This window comes from Prodigiosinella confusarubida, assembly GCF_002847015.1.
GTDB classification, from domain to species: Bacteria; Pseudomonadota; Gammaproteobacteria; order Enterobacterales; family Enterobacteriaceae; genus Prodigiosinella; species Prodigiosinella aquatilis.
This window is the reverse complement of sequence record NZ_CP025085.1, coordinates 412,256-437,765: the sequence shown is the minus strand read 5'-3', so window position 1 is coordinate 437,765 and position 25,510 is coordinate 412,256. Positions and strand designations below refer to the sequence as shown.

At 51.6% G+C, this 25,510-nt stretch carries 21 protein-coding genes; 5 read left to right on the top strand and 16 right to left on the bottom strand.

Annotation, left to right across the window (positions count from 1 at the left end; all coding sequences use genetic code 11):
* Nucleotides 1-58: 58 nt before the first annotated feature.
* Complete coding sequence (locus CWC46_RS02015) at nt 59-1,243, bottom strand: BaiN/RdsA family NAD(P)/FAD-dependent oxidoreductase (RefSeq protein WP_021013828.1); 1,185 nt, start codon at nt 1,241-1,243, stop codon at nt 59-61.
* 272 nt (nt 1,244-1,515) lie between these two features.
* On the opposite strand from CWC46_RS02015, the gene pitA reads away from it, so the two are divergent.
* The gene (gene pitA / locus CWC46_RS02010; protein WP_021013829.1) at nt 1,516-3,021 is read left to right on the top strand and encodes an inorganic phosphate transporter PitA; all 1,506 of its coding nucleotides are present in this window, start codon (nt 1,516-1,518) and stop codon (nt 3,019-3,021) included.
* A gap of 110 nt (nt 3,022-3,131) precedes the next feature.
* Here pitA and uspB read toward each other — a convergent pair whose 3' ends face one another.
* Nucleotides 3,132-3,467, bottom strand: coding sequence for a universal stress protein UspB (uspB, locus tag CWC46_RS02005; RefSeq protein WP_021013830.1), 336 nt, complete (start codon nt 3,465-3,467; stop codon nt 3,132-3,134).
* 597 nt (nt 3,468-4,064) lie between these two features.
* Here uspB and uspA point away from each other — a divergent pair.
* Nucleotides 4,065-4,502 (top strand): universal stress protein UspA, encoded by a 438-nt coding sequence (gene uspA / locus CWC46_RS02000; protein WP_021013831.1) that lies wholly within the window; start codon nt 4,065-4,067, stop codon nt 4,500-4,502.
* Nucleotides 4,503-4,666: 164 nt separating this feature from the next.
* On the opposite strand, the gene argH is transcribed toward uspA, so the two are convergent.
* The 3 genes from argH to argC all read right to left on the bottom strand — a co-directional run bounded on the left by argH (nt 4,667) and on the right by argC (nt 7,971).
* Nucleotides 4,667-6,040 (bottom strand): argininosuccinate lyase, encoded by a 1,374-nt coding sequence (gene argH, locus CWC46_RS01995; RefSeq protein WP_021013832.1) that lies wholly within the window; start codon nt 6,038-6,040, stop codon nt 4,667-4,669.
* A gap of 126 nt (nt 6,041-6,166) precedes the next feature.
* Nucleotides 6,167-6,940, bottom strand: coding sequence for an acetylglutamate kinase (gene argB / locus CWC46_RS01990; protein ID WP_021013833.1), 774 nt, complete (start codon nt 6,938-6,940; stop codon nt 6,167-6,169).
* Nucleotides 6,941-6,966: 26 nt separating this feature from the next.
* On the bottom strand, nt 6,967-7,971 hold the full coding sequence (gene argC, locus CWC46_RS01985) for an N-acetyl-gamma-glutamyl-phosphate reductase (protein WP_021013834.1): 1,005 nt from the start codon (nt 7,969-7,971) through the stop codon (nt 6,967-6,969).
* A 211-nt stretch (nt 7,972-8,182) separates the two neighbouring features.
* Between argC and argE the strand changes: the two genes are divergently transcribed.
* Both argE and ppc read left to right on the top strand, forming a co-directional pair.
* A complete protein-coding gene (argE, locus tag CWC46_RS01980; protein ID WP_021013835.1) occupies nt 8,183-9,334 on the top strand; it encodes an acetylornithine deacetylase in 1,152 nt (383 codons plus the stop codon).
* 252 nt (nt 9,335-9,586) lie between these two features.
* The gene (gene ppc, locus CWC46_RS01975) at nt 9,587-12,226 is read left to right on the top strand and encodes a phosphoenolpyruvate carboxylase (RefSeq protein WP_021013836.1); all 2,640 of its coding nucleotides are present in this window, start codon (nt 9,587-9,589) and stop codon (nt 12,224-12,226) included.
* A gap of 104 nt (nt 12,227-12,330) precedes the next feature.
* Here ppc and CWC46_RS01970 read toward each other — a convergent pair whose 3' ends face one another.
* The 3 genes from CWC46_RS01970 to udp form a co-directional block, all read right to left on the bottom strand.
* A complete protein-coding gene (locus CWC46_RS01970; protein ID WP_021013837.1) occupies nt 12,331-14,136 on the bottom strand; it encodes a carbon starvation CstA family protein in 1,806 nt (601 codons plus the stop codon).
* Nucleotides 14,137-14,467: 331 nt separating this feature from the next.
* Complete coding sequence (locus CWC46_RS01965; protein ID WP_021013838.1) at nt 14,468-15,250, bottom strand: tyrosine-protein phosphatase; 783 nt, start codon at nt 15,248-15,250, stop codon at nt 14,468-14,470.
* 126 nt (nt 15,251-15,376) lie between these two features.
* Nucleotides 15,377-16,141, bottom strand: coding sequence for a uridine phosphorylase (udp, locus tag CWC46_RS01960; RefSeq protein ID WP_021013839.1), 765 nt, complete (start codon nt 16,139-16,141; stop codon nt 15,377-15,379).
* Between the two features lie 326 nt (nt 16,142-16,467).
* Between udp and CWC46_RS01955 the strand changes: the two genes are divergently transcribed.
* Entirely contained in the window at nt 16,468-17,295 is an 828-nt protein-coding gene (locus CWC46_RS01955; RefSeq protein WP_021013840.1) for a dienelactone hydrolase family protein, read from the top strand.
* A gap of 77 nt (nt 17,296-17,372) precedes the next feature.
* On the opposite strand, the gene CWC46_RS01950 is transcribed toward CWC46_RS01955, so the two are convergent.
* The 8 genes from CWC46_RS01950 to CWC46_RS01915 form a co-directional block, all read right to left on the bottom strand.
* Nucleotides 17,373-18,566, bottom strand: a complete 1,194-nt coding sequence (locus CWC46_RS01950; protein ID WP_021013841.1) for an ABC transporter substrate-binding protein — start codon at nt 18,564-18,566, stop codon at nt 17,373-17,375.
* Nucleotides 18,563-19,606: a CobW family GTP-binding protein gene (locus tag CWC46_RS01945; protein WP_021013842.1), complete on the bottom strand. Its 1,044-nt coding sequence runs from the start codon at nt 19,604-19,606 to the stop codon at nt 18,563-18,565. The genes CWC46_RS01950 and CWC46_RS01945 overlap by 4 nt, the downstream gene beginning before the upstream one ends.
* Before the next feature lie 2 nt (nt 19,607-19,608).
* Nucleotides 19,609-19,905, bottom strand: coding sequence for a hypothetical protein (locus CWC46_RS01940; protein WP_021013843.1), 297 nt, complete (start codon nt 19,903-19,905; stop codon nt 19,609-19,611).
* A gap of 15 nt (nt 19,906-19,920) precedes the next feature.
* Nucleotides 19,921-20,667 carry an SDR family NAD(P)-dependent oxidoreductase gene (locus tag CWC46_RS01935; protein ID WP_021013844.1) on the bottom strand — a complete coding sequence of 249 codons (747 nt, stop codon included), beginning with the start codon at nt 20,665-20,667 and terminating at the stop codon, nt 19,921-19,923.
* Between the two features lie 9 nt (nt 20,668-20,676).
* Nucleotides 20,677-21,453: an SDR family NAD(P)-dependent oxidoreductase gene (locus CWC46_RS01930; protein ID WP_021013845.1), complete on the bottom strand. Its 777-nt coding sequence runs from the start codon at nt 21,451-21,453 to the stop codon at nt 20,677-20,679.
* Nucleotides 21,454-21,524: 71 nt separating this feature from the next.
* Nucleotides 21,525-22,865 (bottom strand): MFS transporter, encoded by a 1,341-nt coding sequence (locus CWC46_RS01925; RefSeq protein ID WP_021013846.1) that lies wholly within the window; start codon nt 22,863-22,865, stop codon nt 21,525-21,527.
* A gap of 34 nt (nt 22,866-22,899) precedes the next feature.
* Nucleotides 22,900-23,781: a polysaccharide deacetylase family protein gene (locus tag CWC46_RS01920; protein ID WP_021013847.1), complete on the bottom strand. Its 882-nt coding sequence runs from the start codon at nt 23,779-23,781 to the stop codon at nt 22,900-22,902.
* Between the two features lie 16 nt (nt 23,782-23,797).
* Nucleotides 23,798-25,243 carry an amidase gene (locus tag CWC46_RS01915; protein ID WP_021013848.1) on the bottom strand — a complete coding sequence of 482 codons (1,446 nt, stop codon included), beginning with the start codon at nt 25,241-25,243 and terminating at the stop codon, nt 23,798-23,800.
* Nucleotides 25,244-25,510 lie beyond the last annotated feature (267 nt).

Sequence of the window (25,510 nt, the reverse complement as noted above, 5' to 3'; positions counted from 1 at the left end):
TATGCCAACAACTGATATTGTGTTCCCACAGAAAATCTAACGTATTGTCCTTGTATAATCACCCCAGCGCCTGTGCGCAGGCCCAGGCTGAACTCCAGGCCCACTGGAAGTTGTAGCCGCCGAGCCAGCCGGTGACGTCCACCACTTCGCCGATAAAATAAAGTCCCGGAACCTTGTTGGCTACCATGGTTTTGGAGGACAGCTCCCGTGTGTCCACACCACCCAGTGTCACTTCTGCCGTGCGATAACCCTCGGTGCCGTTGGGTTGAACCCGCCAACGTTGTAGCGCGTTCTCCAATTGTGTCTGCTGGGCAGGATTAAGCTGTTTCAGGGTGATATCCGGCAGTTGTTCCAGCGTTTGCAGGCATTCCACCAGCCGCTTGGGTAGCCACTGTGCCAGCGTGTTTTTCAGGCTTTGATTGGGGTGTGCAAGTTGTTCAGCATTGATACGCGCCGCCAGATCGATGTTGGGAAGCAGGTTGATGGTGACGAATTCTCCCGCTTGCCAGTAACTGGAAAGCTGAAGGATCGCCGGACCAGAGAGGCCGCGATGAGTAAACAGAATATTCTCGCGAAAGCTGGTGCCGTTTTCGGCTGTCACGATGGCGGGTACCGAAACGCCAGAGAGGGTTTGCAACTGTTCCAGCAGCGGTTTATGCAACGTAAAGGGCACCAGTGCGGCCCGGGTGGGGAGTACGTTGATGCCAAACTGCTGGGCCAACTGATAACCAAACGGCGAGGCACCAAGCCCTGGCATGGAAAGTCCACCGCTGGCAATCACCAGCGCCGGTGTCTGCACCATCTCTTGTGTGAGCTGAACCTGAAACTGTTGTTGTTTCTCTACCGATAACACTTCGCTACGCAACCGCAGGGTGACATTGCCATATTCACACTCTTTCATCAGCATATCGACAATCTGCTGTGCCGAATCATCGCAGAACAATTGTCCCAGCGTTTTCTCGTGGTACGCGATGCCGTGGCGGTTCACCAGATCGATAAAATCCCACTGGGTGTAGCGTGCCAGCGCAGATTTGCAGAAATGGGGATTGTGGGACAGGTAAGCAGCCGGTTCGGTGTGTACATTGGTGAAGTTGCAGCGCCCGCCGCCGGACATTAATATTTTACGCCCGGGTTTTTTACCATTATCCACCAGTAGCACTCGTAGTCCACGTTGACCGGCCTGTGCGGCACAGAAAAGCCCGGCGGCACCGGCACCGATAACCACTACGTCAAACTGTTCCACGCTTGTTCTCCCGGTAATAAATAACGGCCCGGCCTGCAACCTGATGGCCTTTCAGGGCGGCAAATTGTAGTGTTCGCGGCATGCTCTGACCAGTGTAAAAAAATATATAATTTGGTAATAATATTTAATGCATTGATTTTTATTGATTAAATACCATATCCGCAAAAGGTTAACGTAGAGTAAGTCAAAATAATGTCATATTTCGCTTTTCCATACCCCTGCTTGTCGCCGATAATGCGCCGCGTTCATGACCACCTAATGGCCTAACGCTTATGCTACATTTATTTGCCGGCATTGATTTTCATACCGGTCTGATGTTGATACTGGCTTTGTTGTTTGTATTGATCTATGAAGCGATTAATGGCTTCCACGATACAGCCAATGCGGTCGCTACCGTTATCTATACCCGCGCTATGCGTGCACAGCTTGCTGTTGTGATGGCCGGGGTATTTAACTTCTTTGGTGTACTTCTGGGGGGGCTTAGCGTCGCGTATGCGATTGTTCACCTGCTTCCCACGGATTTGTTGCTGAATGTCAGTTCTGTCCACGGTCTGGTGATGGTATTTTCCATGCTGCTGGCGGCGATTATCTGGAACCTGGGGACCTGGTATTTCGGTCTGCCGGCCTCCAGTTCTCATACACTGATCGGTTCCATCATCGGTATTGGTTTAACCAATGCGTTGCTGACGGATACTTCGGTAGTGGATGCACTCAACATTCCGAAAATGATCAGTATTTTCCTGTCGTTGATCCTTTCTCCGATTGTCGGCCTGGTGATGGCTGGATTGTTGGTGTATCTGTTGCGTCGCTACTGGAGTGGCAATAAAAAGCGGCTGCGCATTCACATGACGCCTGCCGAACGCGAAAAACAGGATGGTAAACGGAAGCCACCGTTTTGGACTCGTACTGCGCTGATTCTGTCTGCCGTGGGGGTGAGTTTTTCCCACGGTGCGAACGATGGCCAGAAAGGTATTGGTCTTATCATGTTGGTGCTGATTGGTGTGGCGCCGGCCGGGTTCGTCGTCAATCTGAATGCTTCTGGCTATGACATTAGCCGCACCCGTGATGCCGTGTTTAACCTGCAGGAATATTACCAGTCTCATGGGGCCGAGTTGGCGCACGTGATTGCTCTCTCGGAACCGCTGATTCCGTCACCGAATGAAACCATTCCAGGCAACGGTCTGCCGGGGTTTCATTGTGATAGTTCCCGCGTGATGATGGCGATTGACCACACAATGCGTCTGCTGGGTAATCTGAAAAGCTACGATGAGCTCTCTGGCGACAGTCGTGCTCAAGTGCGTCGCTTGCTGATGTGTATTTCTGATTCTATTGATCGCACCATCAAGTTGCCGGAAACTTCGTTAGAAGATCAGCACTTGTTGAGCAATTTGCGTAAGGATTTGCTGAAAACGGTCGAATATGCGCCGGTTTGGATCATTGTCGCTGTAGCGATGGCGCTGTCACTGGGTACGATGGTGGGCTGGAAACGTGTAGCCACGACTATCGGTGAGAAGATTGGCAAGAAAGGCATGACGTATGCGCAGGGGCTTGCCGCACAAGTAACCGCCGCATTGTCGATTGGTATTGCCAGCTATACCGGGATGCCGGTATCGACCACTCATGTTCTTTCTTCCGCCGTGGCGGGAACCATGATTGTTGATGGTGGCGGAGTGCAGAGCAGGACCGTGAAAAATATCATGCTGGCGTGGGTCTTCACGCTGCCGGTATCGTTGGTACTTTCTGGTGTGATCTATTGGTTGATGTTGAAACTGATTTAGCCCATGTGCTTACCATGAAGAATAAGAAAGGCGACCCTGTAAAGGTCGCCTTTTACTTTCAGGTTACCAAAAAGACACTCCCGCATTTCCCTCCTCCAGACATGCCAATATCAATACCAGATTAACATGGCAATCAAGCTAACTATCACCAGTCCGCAAAGCGCGGTGGTCAGCAGAAACTGGCCGCGGACCCGTTCGCAGCGGCGGATAAATTCTGGATCGTGATGTTCAATGTAGCGTTGGGTGTAGATATAACGTACCAGCCGGATTTGCTTGCTTGGTTGACCGTGAGAGGTAAAGAAACCGCCTCCATCTACGTATTGATACAGGAGTGGATCACAGTCCCGCAGTATCAGCAGTAGTACGCGTAATGAAGAATAATATCGCGCCATATTGATGATACAGACGACACATAAAGCCCAGAAAAGCGCCAATGTACTCATCATGCTTCCCCTCCCGGTTTGTTATTCATCAGCGTGTTGGATGCTGCCGGATCACGGTAACAGCCAGCTGAGAATATTTATGCCACACGTTATTCACGCGATTTTATCGGGCGGTCGGTCGGATATGGAATATCGCGACGAAAGCCCTTTATGTCTTCTTCACCCCTGCTTTCCTTTTTCAAGGTGGCTTGCCGGAATGACAGACCTCCCCTCAATCTTTATTGTAGAAGAGGAATCCACTTTTTTTACTATAACGTCGCCTTGATGTCGTTATTTGATGAAAAAAAACATCGCTATTCTCTGTGATTCCGTGCCGAATTTTTGGACACAAAAAATGCCACTTTTAAACTACACTCATTAAAGAAAGGGCGTAGTTTTACGTTGATGCTTTTTTTATCGGCTTGTACAGACCATAACTTCAAGATATTTAGTAGAGGTTATTGGATTTTTGCCTGTTAGATGTGGAATATACCGCGTTGTGATCTGCTGAACATATCCCTCTTCTTCAAGGGTGCTAATCTACAGATCGCCATTAATTATCAGATTGGCAGGATAAATATCTGCTGACTCACTAATTAGTCTTTACGGAAGGAGCTTATTATGGCTTACAAACACATTCTTATCGCTGTTGATCTGTCACCGGAAAGCAAGGTGTTAGTGGAAAAAGCTGTTTCAATGGCAAGGCCGTATGATGCTAAAGTTTCGTTAATTCATGTAGATGTGAATTACTCCGATCTTTATACCGGGTTGATTGATGTCAATTTGGGCGATATGCAACAGCGTATTTCTGAAGAAACGCAGAATGCACTGCGAGATCTGTCCCAGAATGCAGGTTATCCGATTACTGAAACGCTGAGTGGTAGCGGTGATTTAGGACAGGTATTAGTGGATGCTATTCGGAAATACGGTGTGGATCTGGTGTTGTGCGGTCACCATCAGGATTTCTGGAGCAAACTGATGTCATCTGCGCGCCAACTGATCAATACCGTTCACATCGATATGTTGATTGTGCCATTGCGGGATGATGACGAAGAATAACGACGCAACGTGTCGTTTTATGGTGATTGAAAGGTGAAAGGCATAGCACATGCTATGCCTTGAAGTTACTACGACGTTTATTGCTCCCATCATCTTTGCGTAAGCTGGAGTTCGTCGCTTGTAATCCGGTATCTAAATCATATTCGACTCGGTGTTTACAATATTCAGGCCAGACGCTGTTTTGCCTCAGCGATGGCTTTCGCTACCTGCTGAGGAGAAACGCCGCCCTGAGCAGTACGTTTATCCAGGCAGGACTGTAATGACAAAATGGGATAAACGTCTTCGGCAATTACCGCACTGAATTTCTGTAAATCAGTGAGAGACAGTGCTTCCAGCGCGTTGCCTTGACGGATGGCTTCGACGACAATTTCGCCAACAATATGGTGTGCTTCACGGAACGGCACACCTTTGGCAACCAGATAGTCGGCCAGTTCTGTGGCATTGGCATAGCCTTGCTCTGCCGCATCCTGACAACGTGGGCGCCTGATCTGAATGCCTTCCAGCACCAGTGCCGCCATCATCAGACAATCACGCCAGGTATCCAGTGCATCAAACAGGCCTTCTTTGTCTTCCTGCATATCCTTATTGTACGCCAGTGGCAGCCCTTTCAGCGTCATCATCATGCCGGTCAGGGCACCTTGTACTCGGCCACATTTACCCCGAATCAGTTCCAGGGCGTCTGGATTTTTCTTCTGTGGCATCAGGGAAGAACCGGACGTGACGCGGTCTGAAAGCTCAACAAAGGCTGCTTCACCGCTGTTGAAGAAAATCAGGTCTTCGGCGAAGCGTGACAGATGCACCATGCCGATAGACGCATTGGCCAGCAGTTCCAGTACATGATCGCGATCGGAAACGGTATCCAGACTGTTACGGGTCGCGGACGCAAAGCCCAGCCAGCCAGCCAGTTGTTCACGGTCGATGGAATAAGCGGTTCCCGCCAGCGCCCCACACCCTAACGGGCTGACATCCAGACGTTTCAACGTGTCTTCCAGCCGACTTTCATCTCGTGCCAGCATCTCATGATAAGCCAGACACCAGTGTGCAAAGGTTACCGGTTGGGCGCGTTGCATGTGAGTATAACCGGGCATTACCGCATCCTGGTTAGCGTCTGCCGTAACGACCAACGCCTGGCGCAGATGGCGAATAGTCTGAATCAATTCATTGATTTGCGTTTTACACCATAGCTTCAGATCGGTGGCTACCTGATCGTTACGGCTGCGTCCGGTATGCAATTTTTTACCCAGATTACCCACTTTTTCGATCAGGCGCTGTTCCACCCAACTGTGAATATCCTCGGCATCGCTTTGCAGAATCGCTTCCGGATCGGCCTGTACTTCTTTCAGCAGTGTATTTAGCGCTTGTTCCAACTGTTGTTGTTCTTGCGCACTCAGTACATTAACGGTAACCAGCGCTTTGGACCAGCCGATGGAACCTACGATGTCTTGTTCTGCCAGACGATAATCAAACCGCAGTGAGTCGTTGAACTGTTTAAAACGCTGATCTGCTGCCTGACTAAACCGACCACCCCACAAAGCCATAACATTACTCCCGGTATTCAAATAAATGCGGGTAGAATCCCATCCGTATGATGATCTGACCCGCTTCCATAATGCGTTTTCTGTACCGCCCTTCCCGCAACGGGATAACGGATGCTGCTGTCGTTATTACCCCACAATGCGAGTGCCGATAGGTTCGCCGTTGAACAGCGCCGGTAGCTGATCGGCATGGCGCCAACTGGCGATATCCACCGGGCGGCCCAGCGTGCGGGCGGCATCCAGTGCGGCATTGACTTTGACGATCATGCCGTCAGTAATAATACCCTGCGTGATGAGCTGTTCCGCTTTCTGCGCCGTCATTTCTGCGATGCGCTGGCCTTTACCGTCCAGAATACCGCTGACATCTGACAGCAATATCAGGTCTGCACCCAGTGTTTCCGCCACTGCGGTAGCCGCCTGATCAGCGTTGACGTTCATCAGGTCACCTTGTGCGGTAATACCAATAGAACTGACTATTGGCAGATAGCCTGACGCCAGTAGTGTGTTTAATAGCATGGGAGAACCAGCCTGGGCTTTGCCCACATAACCCAGCGCTTCATCCAACTGGGTTACCTCGGTACTGCCGCCATCCGCCAGACACAATCCGACAGCATTAATATCATGTTTTTTTGCCCATGCCAGTAGGGTTTTATTGGCGGAACCGGCTAGTGCGCCAGTGATAATATCGATCTGATCGGCGGGTGTGACGCGCAGACCATTTTTCTTCACCGTGGGTAACGACAATTTTTTCATCAGATCGTCAACCAGACATCCTCCGCCGTGGACGATAACCAACGGACGTTGATGTTGTTGACGATACTGAACCAGCGCGGTGAACAGGCGTTCCAGCGCCTCTTCGCTATCCAGTAATACGCCACCTAGCTTGATAATTAACGGGTTCATGGGGTCTTTGCGCCTCTAAGGGGTTATCAGAGTAAAGATTGGGTTTCCGGGAATCCGAAACGAATATTCATGCACTGTACGGCTTGTGCTGCCGCGCCTTTCAGCAGGTTATCTTCGGTCGCCACAACAATCAAATGTTCATTCTGTACGGAGAAACCAATGTCACAGAAGGGTAACCCTACCACGGATTTCAGAGCCGGAACGCCCTGAGCATACAGGCGAACCAACGGCTTGTCGTGATAGGCATTATGATAGGCCTCGGCGATATCCTGCGCGGTCACGCCCGGTTGCAAACGACAGGTGATCGTCTCCAGTATCCCGCGCGGGAAATTACCCAGATGCGGTGTGAAAATTACCGGGATCCCCAGATGGCTTTCAATTTCCGGGTGATGGCGATGGTTAAAAATACCATAAGGATGCAGGCTGACTTCGCAAAAACTGTTGGTCATGCTGGCCTTACGTCCGGCGCCGCTCACACCACTGGTAGCATTGATGATCGGCCATTGATCGCTGTTCAGCAGGCGTGCTTCCACCAATGGCTTTAATGCCAGTTGGGCGGCGGTGGGGTAACAACCCGGTACGGCGATAAGCTGGGCCTGCTTGATGTGTTCCGCCTGCCATTCCGCCAGCCCGTACACGGCTTTAGCCAGCCAGTCGGTATGCTGATGTTCGAAACTGTAATAACGGCGGTAAAATTCAGCGTCCTGTACCCGGTAAGCACCGGAGAGATCAAAGACTGTACAGCCAGCGTCCAGAAACTGCGGTGCCAAATCGTGACTGACTTTATGGTCGGTGGCCAGAAAAACCACGTCGACACCTTTGGCTGCGTCGGCAACGCTGATCAGGGGTTGCACGGGCAAGTCAACAATGCCTTTAAGCTGGGGATGAAGATCGGAAATCAATTTTCCTGCATCTACACTTTGCGCTGAAACCGCCAAAGCGGTTATGTTCATCTGTGGGTGACGGTTCAGGTACAGTGCCAGCTCTGCGCCGGTATAACCACTTGCACCAACTATCAACGTATTCAGCATGGGATCTGTATACCTTCTTGCTTGTTCAGTGAAACAGGTAGCAGGGTTCATCAGCGCAGCCACGCTGCTCACCCACGAAGCCGGGTAAATCACCCGTCCGGTGCGTTTTACGGCACCGAACCTTATGATATCTTTTTACCCAGCATTATTGTATTTTTATTCAAAATAAATGCATGAATATTGATACTATCCTAACCAGAGGCTGTCAACAGTGAAGATGAGTTTACCCCCTTTTATTGAGCTGTACCGGGCATTGATCGCTACTCCATCCATCAGCGCGACCGATCGTGCCCTGGATCAAAGTAATGAAACCTTAATCAATTTGCTAGCCGGCTGGTTTACCGATTTGGGGTTCCATGTTGACGTTCAGCCGGTTCCTGGTACGAATCGTAAATTTAATCTGTTAGCCCGTATCGGGGAAGGTTCTGGCGGCCTCCTGCTGGCCGGGCATACCGACACCGTTCCGTTTGATGATGGTCGTTGGACGCGAGATCCTTTCACCTTGACCGAACACGATAATAAGTTATACGGGTTGGGTACGGCAGATATGAAAGGCTTTTTTGCTTTTATTCTGGATACCATTCGGGATATTGACCCGGCAACGCTGACCAAACCTTTATATATTCTCGCTACGGCGGATGAAGAAACGACCATGGCAGGAGCAAAGTATTTCTCTGAATCTGCCCTGGTGCGTCCAGACTGCGCCATTATCGGGGAGCCGACGTCATTGAAGCCGGTGCGTGCTCATAAAGGCCATATGTCCAAAGCTGTTCGTGTTCAGGGGCAATCCGGCCACTCTAGTGATCCGTCGCGGGGGGTTAACGCCATTGAACTGATGCATGAAGCGATTTCCCATCTGATGGTGTTGCGCAATACATTGCAGGAGCGCTATCACAATCCAGCATTCCATATTCCTTACCCCTCCATGAATTTTGGTCATATCCACGGTGGTGATGCTTCCAACCGTATTTGCGCCTGCTGTGATTTGCACATGGATATTCGGCCACTGCCGGGTATGGCATTGAACGATGTTAACGGGCTGGTTACCGAAGCGCTGGCCCCGGTGAGTGAGCGCTGGCCAGGGCGTTTAACCGTCAGTGAACTGCATCCACCGATTCCAGGTTACGAATGTGCTGCTGAACACCCATTGTCGCAAGTGGTGGAAAAACTGCTGGGAGTGCCGACCGAAGTGGTCAACTATTGTACTGAAGCCCCGTTTATTCAGACGATGTGCCCAACGTTAGTGCTGGGGCCCGGTTCCATCAATCAAGCGCATCAGCCGGATGAATATCTTGATACCGCGTTTATCCAGCCGACACGTTCGCTGATTGCCCAGTTAATTCAACATTTCTGTCAGCACTGAACCACTTTCCGGCCTGCCACCGTGCAGGCCAAAAACATGATCACTATCACACAATAATAAGCTTCGCTTATATGCAAGCTTTTGTAATTAAATTTCACAAATTGCCTTTATGCCCTAGAAAAAGGTACAACTGTAAGAGTAATGAACGTTAATTGACGAATACGGCTGGGCGTGGCTAGATAAAAGACAGCAACCACACTTTTTGTGAGTGTAATAAATTTACAAAATAACGAGAGATGGGTCAGGGTAAATATGAACGAACAATATTCCGCAATGCGAAGCAATGTCAGTATGCTTGGCAAACTGCTCGGAGATACGATTAAGGATGCATTGGGAGAAAACATTCTTGAGCGTGTTGAAACAATCCGAAAGTTATCGAAGTCATCCCGTGCCGGCAGTGAAAAGCATCGGAAAGAACTGCTGACGACACTGCAAAATCTGTCTAATGACGAACTGTTGCCAGTCGCTCGCGCATTTAGCCAGTTTTTGAGTCTGGCTAACACCGCTGAGCAATATCATAGTATCTCGCCCCATGGTGAAGCGGTCAGTAACCCGGAAAATCTGGCAAAAGTCTTTCAGCGACTGAAAGACTGCGACAAATTGACGGAGCAAAATATCCGTGATGCGGTGGAGTCACTCTCCATTGAGCTGGTTCTCACTGCGCACCCGACAGAAATTACCCGCCGCACCCTGATTCATAAGTTGGTAGAAGTGAACACCTGCCTCAAGCAACTGGATCACAATGATCTGGCTGATTATGAGCGCCATCAGATCATGCGTCGTCTGCGGCAACTGATTGCCCAATCCTGGCATACGGATGAAATCCGTAAAATTCGCCCTACACCGGTGGATGAAGCCAAATGGGGTTTTGCGGTCGTGGAAAATAGTCTGTGGGAAGGTGTTCCCGCGTTTTTGCGTGAGTTAGACGAACAGTTGGAACAGTCGTTTGGTTATCGCTTACCGGTTGATTCCGTTCCCGTGCGCTTTACGTCATGGATGGGCGGTGATCGTGATGGCAATCCAAACGTTACGTCAGCAATCACTCGCCATGTACTGTTGCTCAGCCGCTGGAAGGCGGCGGATCTGTTTCTGCGTGATATCCAGTTCCTGGTTTCCGAATTATCCATGACACAGTGTACGCCGGAGCTACAACAGTTAGCTGGCGGAGAGAGTGAGAAGGAACCTTACCGGGCGGTCATGAAGAATCTGCGTACCCAGTTGACTAATACGCTTAATTATCTGGAGGCGCGGCTGAGGGGTGAACAACGGGCAAGACCGCAGGACCTGTTGGTTACCAATGACCAGTTATGGGAACCGCTCTACGCTTGTTTCCAGTCTCTGCATGCCTGTGGCATGGGCATTATCGCCGACGGTCAATTACTGGATACTTTACGCCGTGTGCGCTGTTTTGGTGTCCCGCTGGTGCGGATTGACGTGCGTCAGGAAAGTACCCGCCATACTGATGCGCTGGCGGAAATCACTCGTTATCTGGGACTGGGTGACTATGAAAGCTGGTCCGAGTCTGACAAGCAGGCGTTCTTGATTCGTGAGCTCAGTTCAAAACGCCCGCTGCTGCCACATCAGTGGAAACCGAGTGCCGAAACGCAGGAGGTGCTGGAAACCTGCAACGTTATCGCGGAAACCCCGCAAGGTTCCATCGCCGCCTATGTGATCTCCATGGCGCGTACACCGTCTGACGTGCTGGCGGTGCATCTGCTGTTGAAAGAAGCGGGTTGCCCGTTCGCTCTGCCGGTGGCGCCGTTGTTTGAAACGTTGGACGATCTGAACAACGCTGACAGTGTCATGACGCAGTTGCTGAATATTGACTGGTATCGCGGTTTTATTCAGGGCAAACAGATGGTGATGATCGGTTATTCCGATTCCGCCAAAGATGCCGGAGGAATGGCTGCCTCCTGGGCGCAGTATCGTGCACAGGACGCCTTGATCAAAACCTGCGAGAAAGTCGGCATAGCGCTGACCTTGTTCCATGGTCGTGGCGGCTCTATTGGCCGCGGCGGCGCACCGGCGCATGCGGCGTTGTTGTCTCAACCGCCAGGAAGCCTGAAAGGGGGCCTGCGAGTAACGGAGCAGGGCGAGATGATCCGTTTCAAGTTCGGTTTGCCGGAAGTCACTATCAGCAGCCTGGCGCTGTATACTGGCGCCATTCTGGAAGCCAACTTGCTGCCGCCGCCGGAGCCGAAAAAAGAGTGGCACCATGTCATGGATGAGTTATCCCGCGTTTCCTGTGATATGTACCGTAGTTATGTACGGGATAATCCGGATTTTGTACCGTATTTCCGGGCGGCGACACCGGAACTGGAGCTAGGTAAATTGCCGCTGGGCTCTCGCCCGGCCAAGCGTCGTCCCGACGGTGGGGTTGAAAGTTTACGCGCCATTCCGTGGATTTTCGCCTGGACGCAGAACCGCCTGATGTTGCCTGCCTGGCTTGGCGCCGGTGCGGCATTGCAGAAAGTGATTGAAGACGGAGGGCAGGATCAGTTGGAAACCATGTGCCGCGACTGGCCGTTCTTCTCCACCCGTATTGGTATGCTGGAAATGGTCTTTGCCAAAGCGGATTTGTGGCTGGCGGAATACTACGACCAGCGCCTGGTGGAGGAAAAACTGTGGCCATTGGGTAAAAAACTGCGTGAACAGCTGGCGGCGGATATCAACGTGGTGCTGACTATCGCCAATGACGATCATCTGATGGCTGACTTGCCATGGATTGCCGAGTCTATTGCGTTGCGTAATGTTTACACTGACCCGCTGAATGTACTTCAGGCAGAGCTGTTGCACCGTTCTCGTCAGCAGGAACAGCCGGAGCCGGAAGTGGAACTGGCGCTGATGGTTACTATTGCCGGTGTGGCTGCCGGTATGCGGAACACCGGTTAACTTATAACGTATTCAGACCGGGGAACCGGCTGAATTGACCGGATATGAAAAAGCCGATCGGATATTCTGATCGGCTTTTTTTATGGATGGATATTCTGATCGGCTTACATATTGGCGGTGACCGGGCTGCTCAGTTCCGTCTGCGGGCGGCTCAGCAGTTCGCGCCATTTCTTCAGTGCGGAAATCAGAATCACCATGCCCAGTACCAGCATAATGATAGAGATGGAGCCGTTAAACAGGTTGTAGCCTTTGGCTTGTGGATTGAAGTAAACGTACTTCACCATCCAGTAACCCGCGTAGTTTACGGTGACAAACAGATACGCTAGCGGAATCACACAGGTCAGCATATAGATACGTTTGGTTGCCAGACGCAGGATAATGGTGGCACCGATAATCAACCCGACAGAGGCCATCAACTGGTTAGATACCCCGAACAGTGCCCATACCGAGTTGATATCACCGGAGTTCAGCAGATAACCCCATAGTGCACAGGCCAGAATGCTACAGCCAATGGCGCCCGGCAGCCAGTCAGTCCGTTTCAGCGGTGCCCACAGGTCGCCCAGAAAATCCTGCAACAGGTAACGAGCGACACGGGTACCGGAATCGACAGCCGTCAGGATAAATACCGCTTCAAACATCACCACAAACTGGAAGAAATACGAGGCCAGATGGCTGAACCAAGGTACACGAATGAAAATATCGGTCATCCCTACCGCCAGCGTTACCGCGCCGCCGGTACGGCCATACAGATCCAGACCGATTTCCTGACTCAGCATCGGCAAATTCACCACGTTCATCCCCAGTGCCTGCCAGGATGCCGCCGATGAGTTGATGGCAAAATAATCTGCCGGATGCAGGGCGGTAGCGGCGATTAACGCCATTACTCCGACCACGCATTCCGCCAGCATGGCACCAAAACCGACTGGTAGGATATCGCTCCATTTATCAATCTGTTTCGGTGTCGTACCGGAACCGATAAACGCATGGAAGCCGGAAATCGCGCCACAGGCAATGGTAATGGAGATAAACGGCCATACCGGGCCAGACAGAACCGGGCCACCGCCGTGGATAAACTGGGTTACCGCCGGGAACTGGATTTCCGGGTTAATAAACACCACACCAACCACCAGCGCGCCGAAGACACCGATTTTCATAAAGCTGGAGAGATAACCGCGCGGGGTTAACAACATCCACACTGGCAACGCCGTGGCAAAGAAGGCGTATATCGGCAAAACTACACTGACGGTTTCAGATTTCAGCATCAGCCATTCACCGAATGCCGAGTTCTGGATATAGGGGCCAGCGATAACGCACGCCATGATGGCCGCGATACCGACCCAGGTGGCGCCTTTCATGCTGCCAGTCACCCGTTCCCACAGCCCGACACCGATAGCAATAGGGATGGTCATGAACACCGCGAACGTGCCCCAGGGGTTACGTTCCAGCGCATGTACCACCACCATCGATAAGCCTGCCATGGTAATGGTGATGATGAACAGCATTGCCAGACCAGTACACCAACCGGCAACCGGGCCCAGCTCAGATTTTGCGACTTCAGACAGGGATTTCCCCTGATGTTTCATGGAGGCAAACAACACCACCGTATCGTGTACGGCACCGCCTACCACACAGCCAATCAACAGCCATAAAAAACCAGGCAGATAGCCGAACTGCGCTGCCAGCACCGGTCCCACCAACGGGCCTGCTGCGGCAATGGCGGCGAAGTGACTACCAAAATTCACCCATTTTTTTGTCGGGACATAATTCTTACCATCTTCAAATACATGAGAAGGCGTGACCTCATTATCATCCGCTTGCAGCACCTTACGTACAAAAAAGACACCGTACAGACGATAACAAATCACTAGAATACAAAGGGTCGCAATAACGAACGTAATCGCATGTTGCATAATTATTATCTCCAGGATTTACCTGGAGCTAACATACAACGGGCCCGAAGAGCACGAAGAGGTAAGATGAGTGAGCGGCAATCCGTGCTCATTAAGCGGTCAAAAACGGGTCATGAGTGGTAAGGCGATGATGTCGTGATATTGACGCAACAAGTGACGAGTGTGCCAATCCAAATATTGACCGAACCCGTAACCAATCTGAGCGCCCGAGATCATTGGTGCGATTGATTGCCTGATTACGGGTATTTGGCGGCAGGCTATGTGGCGGAATTTCTACACTTTCACAACGGTGGGTGTTCAATGTCACCGCCAGCATCTGATTAGGCACATGCTAGATAAGATACTTATCCTGCAATACCTCGCGTGCTTGCTGATCCAGCCCATAATCCTGTTCCAGCCAGCTGTCTATTGAGCCATGTCGAACACGGATTGCATTCAATGCGGTAGCCAGAAATTCCTCTTGTGTCGATAACACAAACGAGAACTGCTTCAGCGCTTCCCCATTCATTGTCTGGGACAATTCTTCCAACAACTGCTGGCGAAATGGCATCAGGGTGGTTTCGGTCAGCAGGTAATCTTCCAGTACCGTTTGTTCGTCAGCCCCCAAAGCGAATAGTACCAGTGCGGACCCTATGCCCGTGCGATCCTTTCCTACGGCACAATGCTGTACCAGTGCGCCTTCCTCCGGCTGTTGCAGCAGCTTCACCAAATGATGGTAGGCCGGATTATCAAACGGCAGATGCCGGTATAGCTCCAGCATAAATCCACGGGAATCAAACGCTGCCAGGGTTTCCTGACCGAGCGACTCCAGATTGGCGGTCACTTGGTGGCATATCGGATTGGCGGGCGCGGGATGATAAGTCGCGCCAGACCATAAGATATCTGGTCGGAGTGCCGCTTCATCCGGGTCGCGGTAGTCGATAACGTGAGCCACCGGAACGCCGGCCAGATGTGTACAATCACTTTCGCTGAGTAAATCTAATGAACCGGAGCGAAATAGTTTTCCGTGGCGAATGTAGCGACCATCGGCGGTACGATTACCGCCCAAATCGCGGAAATTGATTCCGCCTTTAAGTGGAAGCAAAGAAGGGTGGAGCAATGTTGGTGCAGTCATATCTCTCCTTGGCGTTATCGAAAACGGCCACGCACAATACGGGGCGTCGGTAAAAAAATCAGGGAGATTGGATCATCAAGGCTAGCGTTATGCTAGCCCGGTGCTTATCGTATCATCAGTAACGGATCATGCCAGCAGTTTACTGGCTGCGGCCAGTACCACATTCACCGACGCAGTTTCTGCCAGTTTCATGGTCGCTGTATCAGGAATCTCCTGTTGAGCGCGGTTAACAATAACCCCCGCCACCATACCCGCACGCAGCCCCTGACTGGCACACATGGTTAACAACGTGGCGGACTCCATTTCATAGTTCAGCACGCCCATGCTCTGCCACTCGGCCATTGAGCCCTGAAAGCGACGTACCACACGGCCTGAAAACGTATCGTAGCGCTCTTGTCCCGGATAGAAAGTATCTGAAGATGCGGTGATACCTATGTGTAACGTGGTTCCTGCCTCTTGAGCCGCCTCCACCAGTGCCGAGGTACAGGTGAAATCCGCCACCGCCGGGAATTCCAGCGGAGCAAAATGCAGGCTGGCACCATCAAGACGTACTGCCGCCGTGGTAACCAGCACATCACCCACGGCAATATGTGGCTGGATGGCGCCTGTCGTACCGACTCGTAAAAAGGTACGAATACCTAATTGAGCCAGTTCTTCCACGGCGATGGATGTGGAGGGGCCGCCAATTCCGGTGGAGCACACCATGACGGCTTTCCCGGCCAGCTCGGCTCGCCAGGAGGTAAACTCACGCTGTGACGCCAGGAATACCGGGTTATCCATCAGTTGGGCAATTTTTTCCACCCGTCCCGGATCACCGGGAACAATCGCCAGCGTTGCTCCCTGTAAATCATTTTTCGTCAAACCGAGGTGAAACACATCAGATGCAGACATCATCGCCTCCCAGGCAATTTATTAACGTCGGGGTACCGATCTGATCCTAGCGCAAGATATTGTTGTTTTTAGTGATATAAATCGTTTGTTAAAAAGTAACGACCTTTTATTTGCACTAGTAATGTTATTTAAATCACGTTATTAATGGTTTCCGATCGCTGTAAATGGTTTTTCCAGCAGTACCGCATGACTTTCCCGGTAAGACAGCGAATGATAAATCGCATTATTCCTATAATGAATCAACACCGCTTGGCTGTACATTCTTTAAGCGTGGAAAGAATTTGTATTAAGCTTGAAATCACCCGGTTTAATTTAAGGAAAGTGCCATGAAAACAGATGAACTGATTATCCCTGCATCGACAGCGAGTGGATTTACCCCCGCCGTCGCACCGCTGGCTTCTTCCGCGATAATAACGGATACCGTGGGTATCACTGCCGGGGAAACCACTATTCCTTCACAAGGCGATGCTTTACCGGCTTATATCGCCAAACCGGCTGACAAAACGGGTCCGTTTGCCGTGGTGCTGGTAGTACAGGAGATTTTTGGCGTCCACGAACATATCCGCGATGTATGCCGCCGTCTGGCGAAACAGGGGTATCTGGCGATTGCGCCTGAACTCTATTTTCGTCAGGGGGATGCGCAGCAGTATACCGATATTCAGCAATTGATCACGGGTCTGGTCAGCAATGTGCCAGATAGTCAGGTGATGGCTGATCTGGATCATACCGCCAACTGGGCGATTAAACATGGTGGTGACGCCAGCCGACTGGGTATTACCGGTTTTTGTTGGGGTGGACGCATCTGTTGGCTGTACGCCGCCCACAATCCACAGTTGAAGGCGGCTGTTGCCTGGTATGGCAAGATGACCGGTAATAAAACGCTGAATAACCCGGACCATCCGGTGGATATCGCCAAAGATCTGGCGGCGCCAGTGCTTGGCCTTTATGGGGCGCAGGATGACAGTATTCCGCTGGAACAGGTAGAGACGATGCGTCAGGCGTTGCGAGCGGCCAATGCGAATGCTGAGATAATCGTTTATCCGGATGCGGGTCACGCGTTTTATGCTGACTACCGCCCCAGTTATCATGCCGAATCAGCACAGGATGGCTGGCAGCGCATGCTGGAATGGTTTTCGCGTTATAACGTGATTTGATAGCTTTCTGAAAAGCGGAATCATACATTCCGCTTTCCTGTATTTTGAATTACTGTGGTTGCCAGCCACTAACACTATCAGGCGTGCAGAAAATCCTGCCAGCGTCTGACCAGATAATTATGCTCATCCATAACGGAATTCCAGACAGCAATGTGGCTCATGCGTTGTTCATAACAACCACCATCACGTACTTCATCTTTTTTTATCAGCGGTTGGCCATAAGCATCCAGCAGTGTTTCCGTTGCGGCCTTGCCGCCATACCAGAAATCCCACTCGGCGTCTGACATGAATTTCCGACTTCTCTGCGGGTTTGATATGTAATATCCCTGCTTTGCCATCACCGCGCCCGGCCAGCCAGATTGCCACCAGTTGAGATAGTCATAGGCGGCGTCCTTTACCTTACCGACGGCGCAACGTGATAATGACAACCCGCCATACCAGGCTCGATAACCTTCACGAGGCATGGCCAGTTTGTAGCCAGTTTGCCGAAAGTGGTGCTTGAAGTATGTCGGGGCCCATAGGCTCTGTATTCCCACGTGCTGATTTTCAATCAGGTCGCCTGCTTCATCATGGGTAGACCAGAACGCGGCAAAGTGTCCATGCCGACGCAGATTCGCCAGTACGCTGGTGAGGGTATCGATTTCTTCCAGTGTGAGATTCCCCACATTGGCGAATTGCCCAAGCCCTGCACCTTGCATGGCCAGTACCGCGTCAAGCGAGCCCATCGCGGCGTCGTCCTGCAACGCTACTCGGCCGGAAAAGGCAGGATGCAGCAACCATCCCCAGCTCTCTTCTTCACCATTCAGTATTTCTGGCAGACGATCCGCCTGATAAGCGAAGCTGTCCGCGTTATGAGTCAGTGGCAGCATGCTGATAAAGTCACTGGGTCGGCTGGCGAGATTATTATCGTGTTGGACATAAAGCCGGTTGACCGGAACGCTACCATCTCCCAGGTGATTGGTGGGGAAAAGTGAACCCAGTTTTGGCAGATTATTGATTTCATCCCAGTAGTTCAGCCGTTTGATTTCCAATGGTTGAATAGCCCGTGCTGGCCAGACAAAATCAATGTTATGAAACCACTGATCGTAAAGATCGTAACTATCGGGGTACATGACGGCGATACGCTGCGCGTCTTTCACACTATGTACGAAATAGTCGATGTTAATCCCCAGATCCTGCTCGGCCCGGCGCCGCAATAGCTCCAGTAGCGTGACGGAGGTACCTAATACACGCAGTGTGATACCTGAGGTGGATGTGGTAACAGAACTCATAACGTGGCATTCCTGGTAATGAATGGGTGTTGAAAGCGTAAAAAGGATTTTTTCAACTGAGTGGGTTCAATGTCACGCATAATAAATACCAACTGAGACATTTCCAGCGTTCCCGGCCAATCATTCATATGAACAGGTGGATGAAGGCTATGCTGAACACCATGAATAACAATCGGAGTGTGGTTTTCGTCCACCTTAAGAATACCTTTCAGGCGCAGTATGGATTGACCGTGTCGATGTAATAACATGGATAACCAAACGGCAAAAGCAGGCCAGTTAACATTTTCTTCCAGCGAAATAACACAGGTATGTGTTACCGGATGCACTACATTCTGGGTTATCGCTCCCTCCGTGTTAGTCAGGGCGAAACCCGGTGGCGTATCTCCCAGCCAGCGATACAGCGCTTTTTTGTCGTGGCGTACCAGCGGTGCGGCAAAGAGTTGGTTAGGCTCGTCAACGGCGTATCCCGTTTCCATCATTTGTGCCAGCGGGTTGAGTTGACGCAGGTAATCTTTCAGGCTTTCTATCTCATCCATCGTGACGCGATCGCCCTTGCTGATGAGGAGCCTATCTGCTGCGGCGACTTGCAGCAGCCATTCGGGTTGCCGCCGGGCCTGATCCCAGGCATGTTCGGCATCCACCAGCGTGACTAATGTGCCTTGGGCAAAATGGTACTGTAGTTGTCGGTCATGCAGCAATGTGGAGAGGATCGGCGCCGGGTCGGCTAACCCGGTGGTTTCGAGGATTACTTTACTGAAAGCCGGTACTTCCGCGCGTTCCCGTTGCTCATATAATTTCAGCAATGCCTGCTTGAGCTCCCCGCGGATCTGGCAGCACACACATCCACTGGGTAGCAGGATGGTATCTGGTGCCACTTCTTGTAGCAGAAAATGATCAATGCCCACTTCACCGAATTCATTGACCAGTAGCGCCACATCTTCTCGATTCTGACCACGCATCCAGCGCTGTAATAGTGTCGTTTTGCCGCTGCCCAGAAATCCGCTGAGTACATGGATCGGCAATTTTTCCTGTTTTGCCATCGTTACACCTTGTCGACCAGGGAGGAAAGATAATCATCGTCAAGGGGATCAATAGTTCGTTTCAACATCGCCTCAGCTTCTTTCCAGATTTGATCGATGTTATTGATGATGCTTTGCTGACCGGTGGGACTGGCTAACATCCAATGGCCATGAAAATCACTCAGTTTCAGCCGGAAAGGCGCCAGCGCATGATTTAACACGGCCAACTGCTGTTGTCGTTGCTGGCGACGGGGTAAAGATTGTTGTAACGCGTCGCTCCACTGGGGACCGCTGTCGAGTAAGCCGCATATGCCGCACATATCGTTTCTCCTGTATCAAGGCATCACGTCACCGGAATTAGGGCCAATCGTCTGACCAACAAACAGATTTCCGCCGGGTTCACTGGCAAGCAGCAAGGCGGATGGTGCAATTTCTTCCGGCTTTCCAAACCGACCAAGCGGCAGCTCTGCTGATTTGGCTATTTTCCAATCACTACTGATATCGTCGATCAGTGGAGTTTCTATCGGGCCGGGCGCAATCGCGTTCACCAGCACGTTTTGGCTGGCGACTTCAAGCGCCAACGATTTGGTAAAACCGATGACACCAGCTTTGGCGGCGGCATAGTGGCATAGCTCGGCTCCACCCTTGATACCCAGTTGGGAGGCAATATTGATGATTCGGCCCCACTGTTGCTGAAGCATCCACGGCAGGGCTCGTTGTGAAGCAATAAAGACGCTTCGCAGATCCACCGCCATCATGTCATCCCACATGGCGGGCGTAATGTCCATACAAGGAGCTTGTGTCAGCATGCCAGCATTATTCACCAGAATATCGATGCCACCGTAATGGTTGATACAGTCATCAACACTTTGCTGTGCGCCTTTGACAGTGCTGATGTCAGACACGCTGGCATGGCATGGCGCGCCCTGCTGACGGCAACTCTCGACGATACGGTCAAGGCCGACGGTATTCCGATCGGCTAGCAGCAGACGGGCACCTTCACGTGAAAATAGCAGTGCGATGGCCGCACCAATACCGCTGGCTGCACCAGTGATCACGACGCGTTTATCCTGTAATTGCATATAATCTCCTCAGTCTGGCCAGCGTACTGTCAGTCCACCATCAATAATGAGACTCTGGCCGGTGATATAACTGCTTTGGTCACTGGTCAGAAAGCCGATGACATTGGCAACCTCTTCCGGTTTGCCGACCCTGCCTAACGGGATCGACCGGGCGGCTTTGGCCAATCCTTCCGGCCCCAACGAGTTTTCTTTATCCAGTGACTGCGGCGTTTCAATCAGTCCCGGAATAACCGCGTTGCAGCGAATCCCTCGAGGCGCAAGTTCTACTGCCATCGATCGGCAAATGCCCGGTACTCCCGCTTTGGCGGCGGCGTAATGGGCGTGATCCTGCCAGCCGTAAAACGCACCCGCGATGGAAGACACTGCGACCATGCTTCCGCCCGAGGTCATGTGAGTGCAGGCCGCACGAAAACAACGCATAACGCCAGTTAAATCGACATTCAGCATTTCGTTCCACTGGCTGTCGCTCATTTCCCCAATCGGAGAGCGACGTAACACGCCAGCATTGGCGATAACGTAATCAATACGCCCAAAGTGTTGCCAAGCCTGTTCGACAAACCTATCTACCGACGGCGTCGAGGCGACATCAAGAGGCAGCCAGATAGCCTCCCCACCTGCTGCGATGATCTCTGCCGCCGCTTTTTCACTGTCGTGCGGGTCGGCTGGGTAAAAGCCTGCCGCGATCCGAACACCGTGGCGAGCATAGGTTTTTGCCAGTGACAGCCCGATACCACTGGCAGCGCCGCTGATTACTGCAACGGGGGCTGAGGATAGCTGTTTAGTCATTACGGGATCCTGTTAAGAAAAAGGGCAGGAGGGAACATCCCTCCTGGCTGATTTACCTTGTTTTTATGGGCTTATTTCACCTGGTGTGCCGGGACATGGCGTGCCAGCAGAATAATGATGCCGGAAATAAAGCATGGCACCGCGCCAAACCAGAGCGCAGCTTCTTGCCAGTGCCCGCCGATGCTCAGGGTAGCGGTGGTTCCGATCCCGGCGATAATGGCACCGACCGGCCCCATGGCATTGATAAGCGAACCGGCTGTGGCACGAATCGCCGTCGGGAAGCTTTCGCTGATGAAAAAGAGTGCCGCTGCATACGGGCCGATCAGGAAAAATAACCCGATGCTGTAGAGCACGACGATAGCGGCAAAATTATCCGGGCAGAAAAGCATGCCAGCGAAAGCGATACCCCCTATCATCCAGCCGGCGGCAATGGTGTTTCTGCGGCCAAAGCGATCACCTAACCAGCCATGCACCAGATAGCCGCAATACCCGACCAGATTTGACAAAATCAGAATCAGGAGTGAGTTGTTAAAGGAAACACTGTGTGTCTTGGTGATAACGGTGGTGCCAAGGACGCTGAAGATCTGAATGGCAAACCAGTTCAGCAGGATGGCGCTTCCCAGCACCAGCGTTGCTCGTAAAGACGTGCCGCGAAATGCAGCCGCGAGGCCAGCGTTATGGTGGTCTTCATAGTGAACGCCATAATCCCGAGCAACCTGACGGGCGTCAGCTTCTTTACCCGTGTTTCGCAGGTGATGAATATGCTGGTGGATCTGAAACTGCGGGGTTTCTTTCAGTTTCAGGGCCAGGACGGCGATAATCAATGAGGGCAGGGCGGCAAAAACAAAGCTGCCTTGCCAGCCAATGATTGGCATCAGAATGGCGGTCAGGGCTGAGGCCACCAATGCGCCGATCGGCCAGCCGCCTTGTACCAGACTGTAGATAAACCCTTTACGTTTATTCAGTTTCGGATCATCAAGCGCGGCATAAATCTCGGTAAGATAGGTGGCGTTGACAGTCTGTTCGGCATAACCGAGTCCGGCTACAGAACGGATAGTGGTCAGCGCCCCTTTGCCCCACGACCCGCCAATGGCGGTCAGCAGTGAACAAATCGCGGCCCCGCCTACGGTCACCACAATACCGAGACGTCGTCCCAGCTTATCAACCAACGGACCAATCGCCAGTGCGATCACCGCACCACCTACCGCTACCCAGGTTGCTATCTCGGACTGTTCGATTTCATTCCAACTGAAATGGTTGCCTATTTCAGGCAGTAGAGTACCGAACAGAATAAAATCATAGACGGCGAATACCCATGCGAAAAAAGCAATCCAGGTGGCAAATTTGACATCCCTGATGGTCAATTGCTGGGGCTGCCAGCCATTAACAGTCGATTTTTTGTAAATGCTCATTTTGTTATGACTCTTGTTATTAGGATCAAAGGATTCACGCGTTGCGTGGGCTACGCCGTTGAAAGTCGTCGGCAATTTCATCAAAAGTCACAAAACGAACACCTTCGTGGCCTTTGATGTACTTAATCAGACGCTCCAGCATCAGTAGCACTTGCGGACGTCCTGATACGTCAGGGTGGATGGTCATGGTGAAGGTGGCGTAATCGTTCTCGCGGTATACCCAGTCAAACTGGTCGCGCCACATTTCTTCCAGATGGCGGGGATTCACAAAGCCATGACTATTGGGGGATTTTTTGATGAACATCATGGGCGGCAGATCGTCGAGATACCAGTTGGCGGGAATTTCGACCAAATCCGTTTCTTCGCCGCGCACCAGTGGTTTCATCCAGGTATCGGGATGCTGGCTATAGTCAATGCGCGTCCAACTGTCACCTACGCGAACGTAATAAGGGTGAAAATCGTTGTGCATCAGGCTGTGGTCGTACTTGATACCTTTTTTCAGCAGCAGTTCGTTGGTTACATTGCTGAATTCCCACCACGGTGCCACGTAGCCGGTTGGCCTTTTACCCGCAAGACGGGTGACGAGCTCGATACAGTGATCCAAAATGACCTCTTCCTGTGCGGGGGTCATGGCGATGGGGTTCTCATGGCTATAACCATGTACACCAATCTCATGACCGGCATCGGCGACTGCCTGCATCTGCTCAGGAAAAGTTTCAATTGAATGGCCGGGAATAAACCAGGTCGTGCGCAGGTTATTGTCGGCGAAGAGTTTCAGTAAGCGAGGGGCGCCTACTTCTCCGGCAAACAGACCACGGGAAATATCATCGGGGGAATCTTCTCCGCCATATGAGCCTAACCAGCCGGCAACAGCATCAACATCTACACCAAATGCACAAAGGATTTCTTTAGCCATGTTATTTCTCCGGTTATTACTGAAGGTATGACGGAATAACAGTGGTTATGTCGCCACTGTGTGGATAAGGAATGATCGGGGACAACCCTAGTGCTTGCTCGATATCTCTGGCGGCGAGCAGAAGACGACTATCCTGCCGGGAAGGCAGAGATAACAGCATGCTGGTTGCCAGACCTCGCTGGTCTTTGCCGGTCGGCAGGGTGATACCCGGCATATCGAGCAGGCTGCCAGGCATCGTCAGACGCAAGGTGGTAAAATTCGTGCGGGCGAATAACTCATTATCAGTTTCAAGGGGTAGCAATGTGGGAGCCGTATGTGAAACCGTTGGGGTTACCAGCAGGCTGTTACCCAGTTCCTCCGCCATATTTTTCTGCCAATCAGAACGGCATTGCAGAAAGTCGCTGACCATTTCCGGGGATAAATGCCGGGCACCCAGCAAACGGGTTCTGACCCGTGGATCCATAAGGTCCGCTGCCGGACTATCGAGTCGTTGTTTATGCAAAAGATAAGCTTCACGGGCGCCGGGCCATCCTCGGTCTGCAATCCATGCCAGTGCCTCGTGAAGTGCTGTTACCGGGCGCAGATCGATGGTTACGCCAGTAGTGGCGAGTTTATCCAGTGACAGATACAGATTTTCACGAACAGCAGGTTCGGTATCGGCAGCATTAAGTAGCGTGCTGTCCACCCTGAGCGTCAGCGGCGTGGTGGTCTGGCATGGCGTTTGATATTGCCGGGGACAAAGAATGGCGTCCAGAGCGAGGGCGTCGCGCACACTTCTGCATAATGGCCCCAGCGTATCCAGGCTGGCAGCCAGTGGGAACACGCCAGATATGGCATAACGATGGCGACTGCTCCTGAAGCCGATCAATCCGTTGAACGCGGCCGGAATACGGATCGAACCTGCGGTATCTGTCCCCATTGCCAGAGGGACAATTCCGGCGGCGACGGCAAGGGCCGATCCACTGGAGGAGCCGCCTGGCGCATGTCGGAGGTTCTGATTGTCCAGAATCGAGGGGGTACCGAAATGTGGGTTCAATCCCAGTCCTGAAAAGGCAAATTCGCTCAGGTTGGTTTTGCCTATGGTGACCAGGCCCGCTTGGCTGAGTTGTTTAACCAGCGAGGCGTCTTCTTCCGCTGGCGGTATAGCCAAACGTGTCGCCGAACCCGCCGTGGTGATTGTGCCTTTGACATCAAAGAGATCTTTCCACGCTACGGGTACACCGTCTAATGTGCTCAACGGTTGTCCTTGTTTCCAGCGTAATGTTGATGCTGCGGCTTCTTTCCGTGCCCGTTCCGGGGTCAGGGCAATGAACATTTCCGGCACTTGTGCGGCGGCGGACAGTAATTTTTCTGCCAATGAACTGGGTGAAAGCGTACCCGTGCGGAAAAACGCGGCCAACTGACAAGCATCAACGTTCCCTCGGCTCATTTGCGTAACAATATCATTGGCATACTTGTTCATTTATTCACCTATTAAATGTATATTTAATTTAAATGTACATTTTAAACTAGCAAAATAGGTGCCAGCATAGTTACAAAAATGAGTATTATTTGTTCTGTTATGTGATAAATGTATCGAAACATGCGTGAAATAAGCGAATTTTACTTGGTGGTATGACTTCATGCAGTGCAGATAAAGGTGTTACGTTAATATAACTTATAAATGTATTTTTAATTAAATGATCCATTGTTGTGCAGGTGTGCTATTGGTATGCATGTTCTTTCACCA

What these genes read in the sequence shown, in the direction of transcription:
- pitA (WP_021013829.1), top strand. Translation starts at nt 1,516, where the DNA reads ATGCTACATTTATTTGCCGGCATTGATTTTCATACCGGTCTGATGTTG.
- uspB (WP_021013830.1), bottom strand. Translation starts at nt 3,467, where the DNA reads ATGATGAGTACATTGGCGCTTTTCTGGGCTTTATGTGTCGTCTGTATC.
- uspA (WP_021013831.1), top strand. Translation starts at nt 4,065, where the DNA reads ATGGCTTACAAACACATTCTTATCGCTGTTGATCTGTCACCGGAAAGC.
- argH (WP_021013832.1), bottom strand. Translation starts at nt 6,040, where the DNA reads ATGGCTTTGTGGGGTGGTCGGTTTAGTCAGGCAGCAGATCAGCGTTTT.
- argB (WP_021013833.1), bottom strand. Translation starts at nt 6,940, where the DNA reads ATGAACCCGTTAATTATCAAGCTAGGTGGCGTATTACTGGATAGCGAA.
- argC (WP_021013834.1), bottom strand. Translation starts at nt 7,971, where the DNA reads ATGCTGAATACGTTGATAGTTGGTGCAAGTGGTTATACCGGCGCAGAG.
- ppc (WP_021013836.1), top strand. Translation starts at nt 9,587, where the DNA reads ATGAACGAACAATATTCCGCAATGCGAAGCAATGTCAGTATGCTTGGC.
- CWC46_RS01970 (WP_021013837.1), bottom strand. Translation starts at nt 14,136, where the DNA reads ATGCAACATGCGATTACGTTCGTTATTGCGACCCTTTGTATTCTAGTG.
- CWC46_RS01965 (WP_021013838.1), bottom strand. Translation starts at nt 15,250, where the DNA reads ATGACTGCACCAACATTGCTCCACCCTTCTTTGCTTCCACTTAAAGGC.
- udp (WP_021013839.1), bottom strand. Translation starts at nt 16,141, where the DNA reads ATGTCTGCATCTGATGTGTTTCACCTCGGTTTGACGAAAAATGATTTA.
- CWC46_RS01955 (WP_021013840.1), top strand. Translation starts at nt 16,468, where the DNA reads ATGAAAACAGATGAACTGATTATCCCTGCATCGACAGCGAGTGGATTT.
- CWC46_RS01950 (WP_021013841.1), bottom strand. Translation starts at nt 18,566, where the DNA reads ATGAGTTCTGTTACCACATCCACCTCAGGTATCACACTGCGTGTATTA.
- CWC46_RS01945 (WP_021013842.1), bottom strand. Translation starts at nt 19,606, where the DNA reads ATGGCAAAACAGGAAAAATTGCCGATCCATGTACTCAGCGGATTTCTG.
- CWC46_RS01940 (WP_021013843.1), bottom strand. Translation starts at nt 19,905, where the DNA reads ATGTGCGGCATATGCGGCTTACTCGACAGCGGTCCCCAGTGGAGCGAC.
- CWC46_RS01935 (WP_021013844.1), bottom strand. Translation starts at nt 20,667, where the DNA reads ATGCAATTACAGGATAAACGCGTCGTGATCACTGGTGCAGCCAGCGGT.
- CWC46_RS01930 (WP_021013845.1), bottom strand. Translation starts at nt 21,453, where the DNA reads ATGACTAAACAGCTATCCTCAGCCCCCGTTGCAGTAATCAGCGGCGCT.
- CWC46_RS01925 (WP_021013846.1), bottom strand. Translation starts at nt 22,865, where the DNA reads ATGAGCATTTACAAAAAATCGACTGTTAATGGCTGGCAGCCCCAGCAA.
- CWC46_RS01920 (WP_021013847.1), bottom strand. Translation starts at nt 23,781, where the DNA reads ATGGCTAAAGAAATCCTTTGTGCATTTGGTGTAGATGTTGATGCTGTT.
- CWC46_RS01915 (WP_021013848.1), bottom strand. Translation starts at nt 25,243, where the DNA reads ATGAACAAGTATGCCAATGATATTGTTACGCAAATGAGCCGAGGGAAC.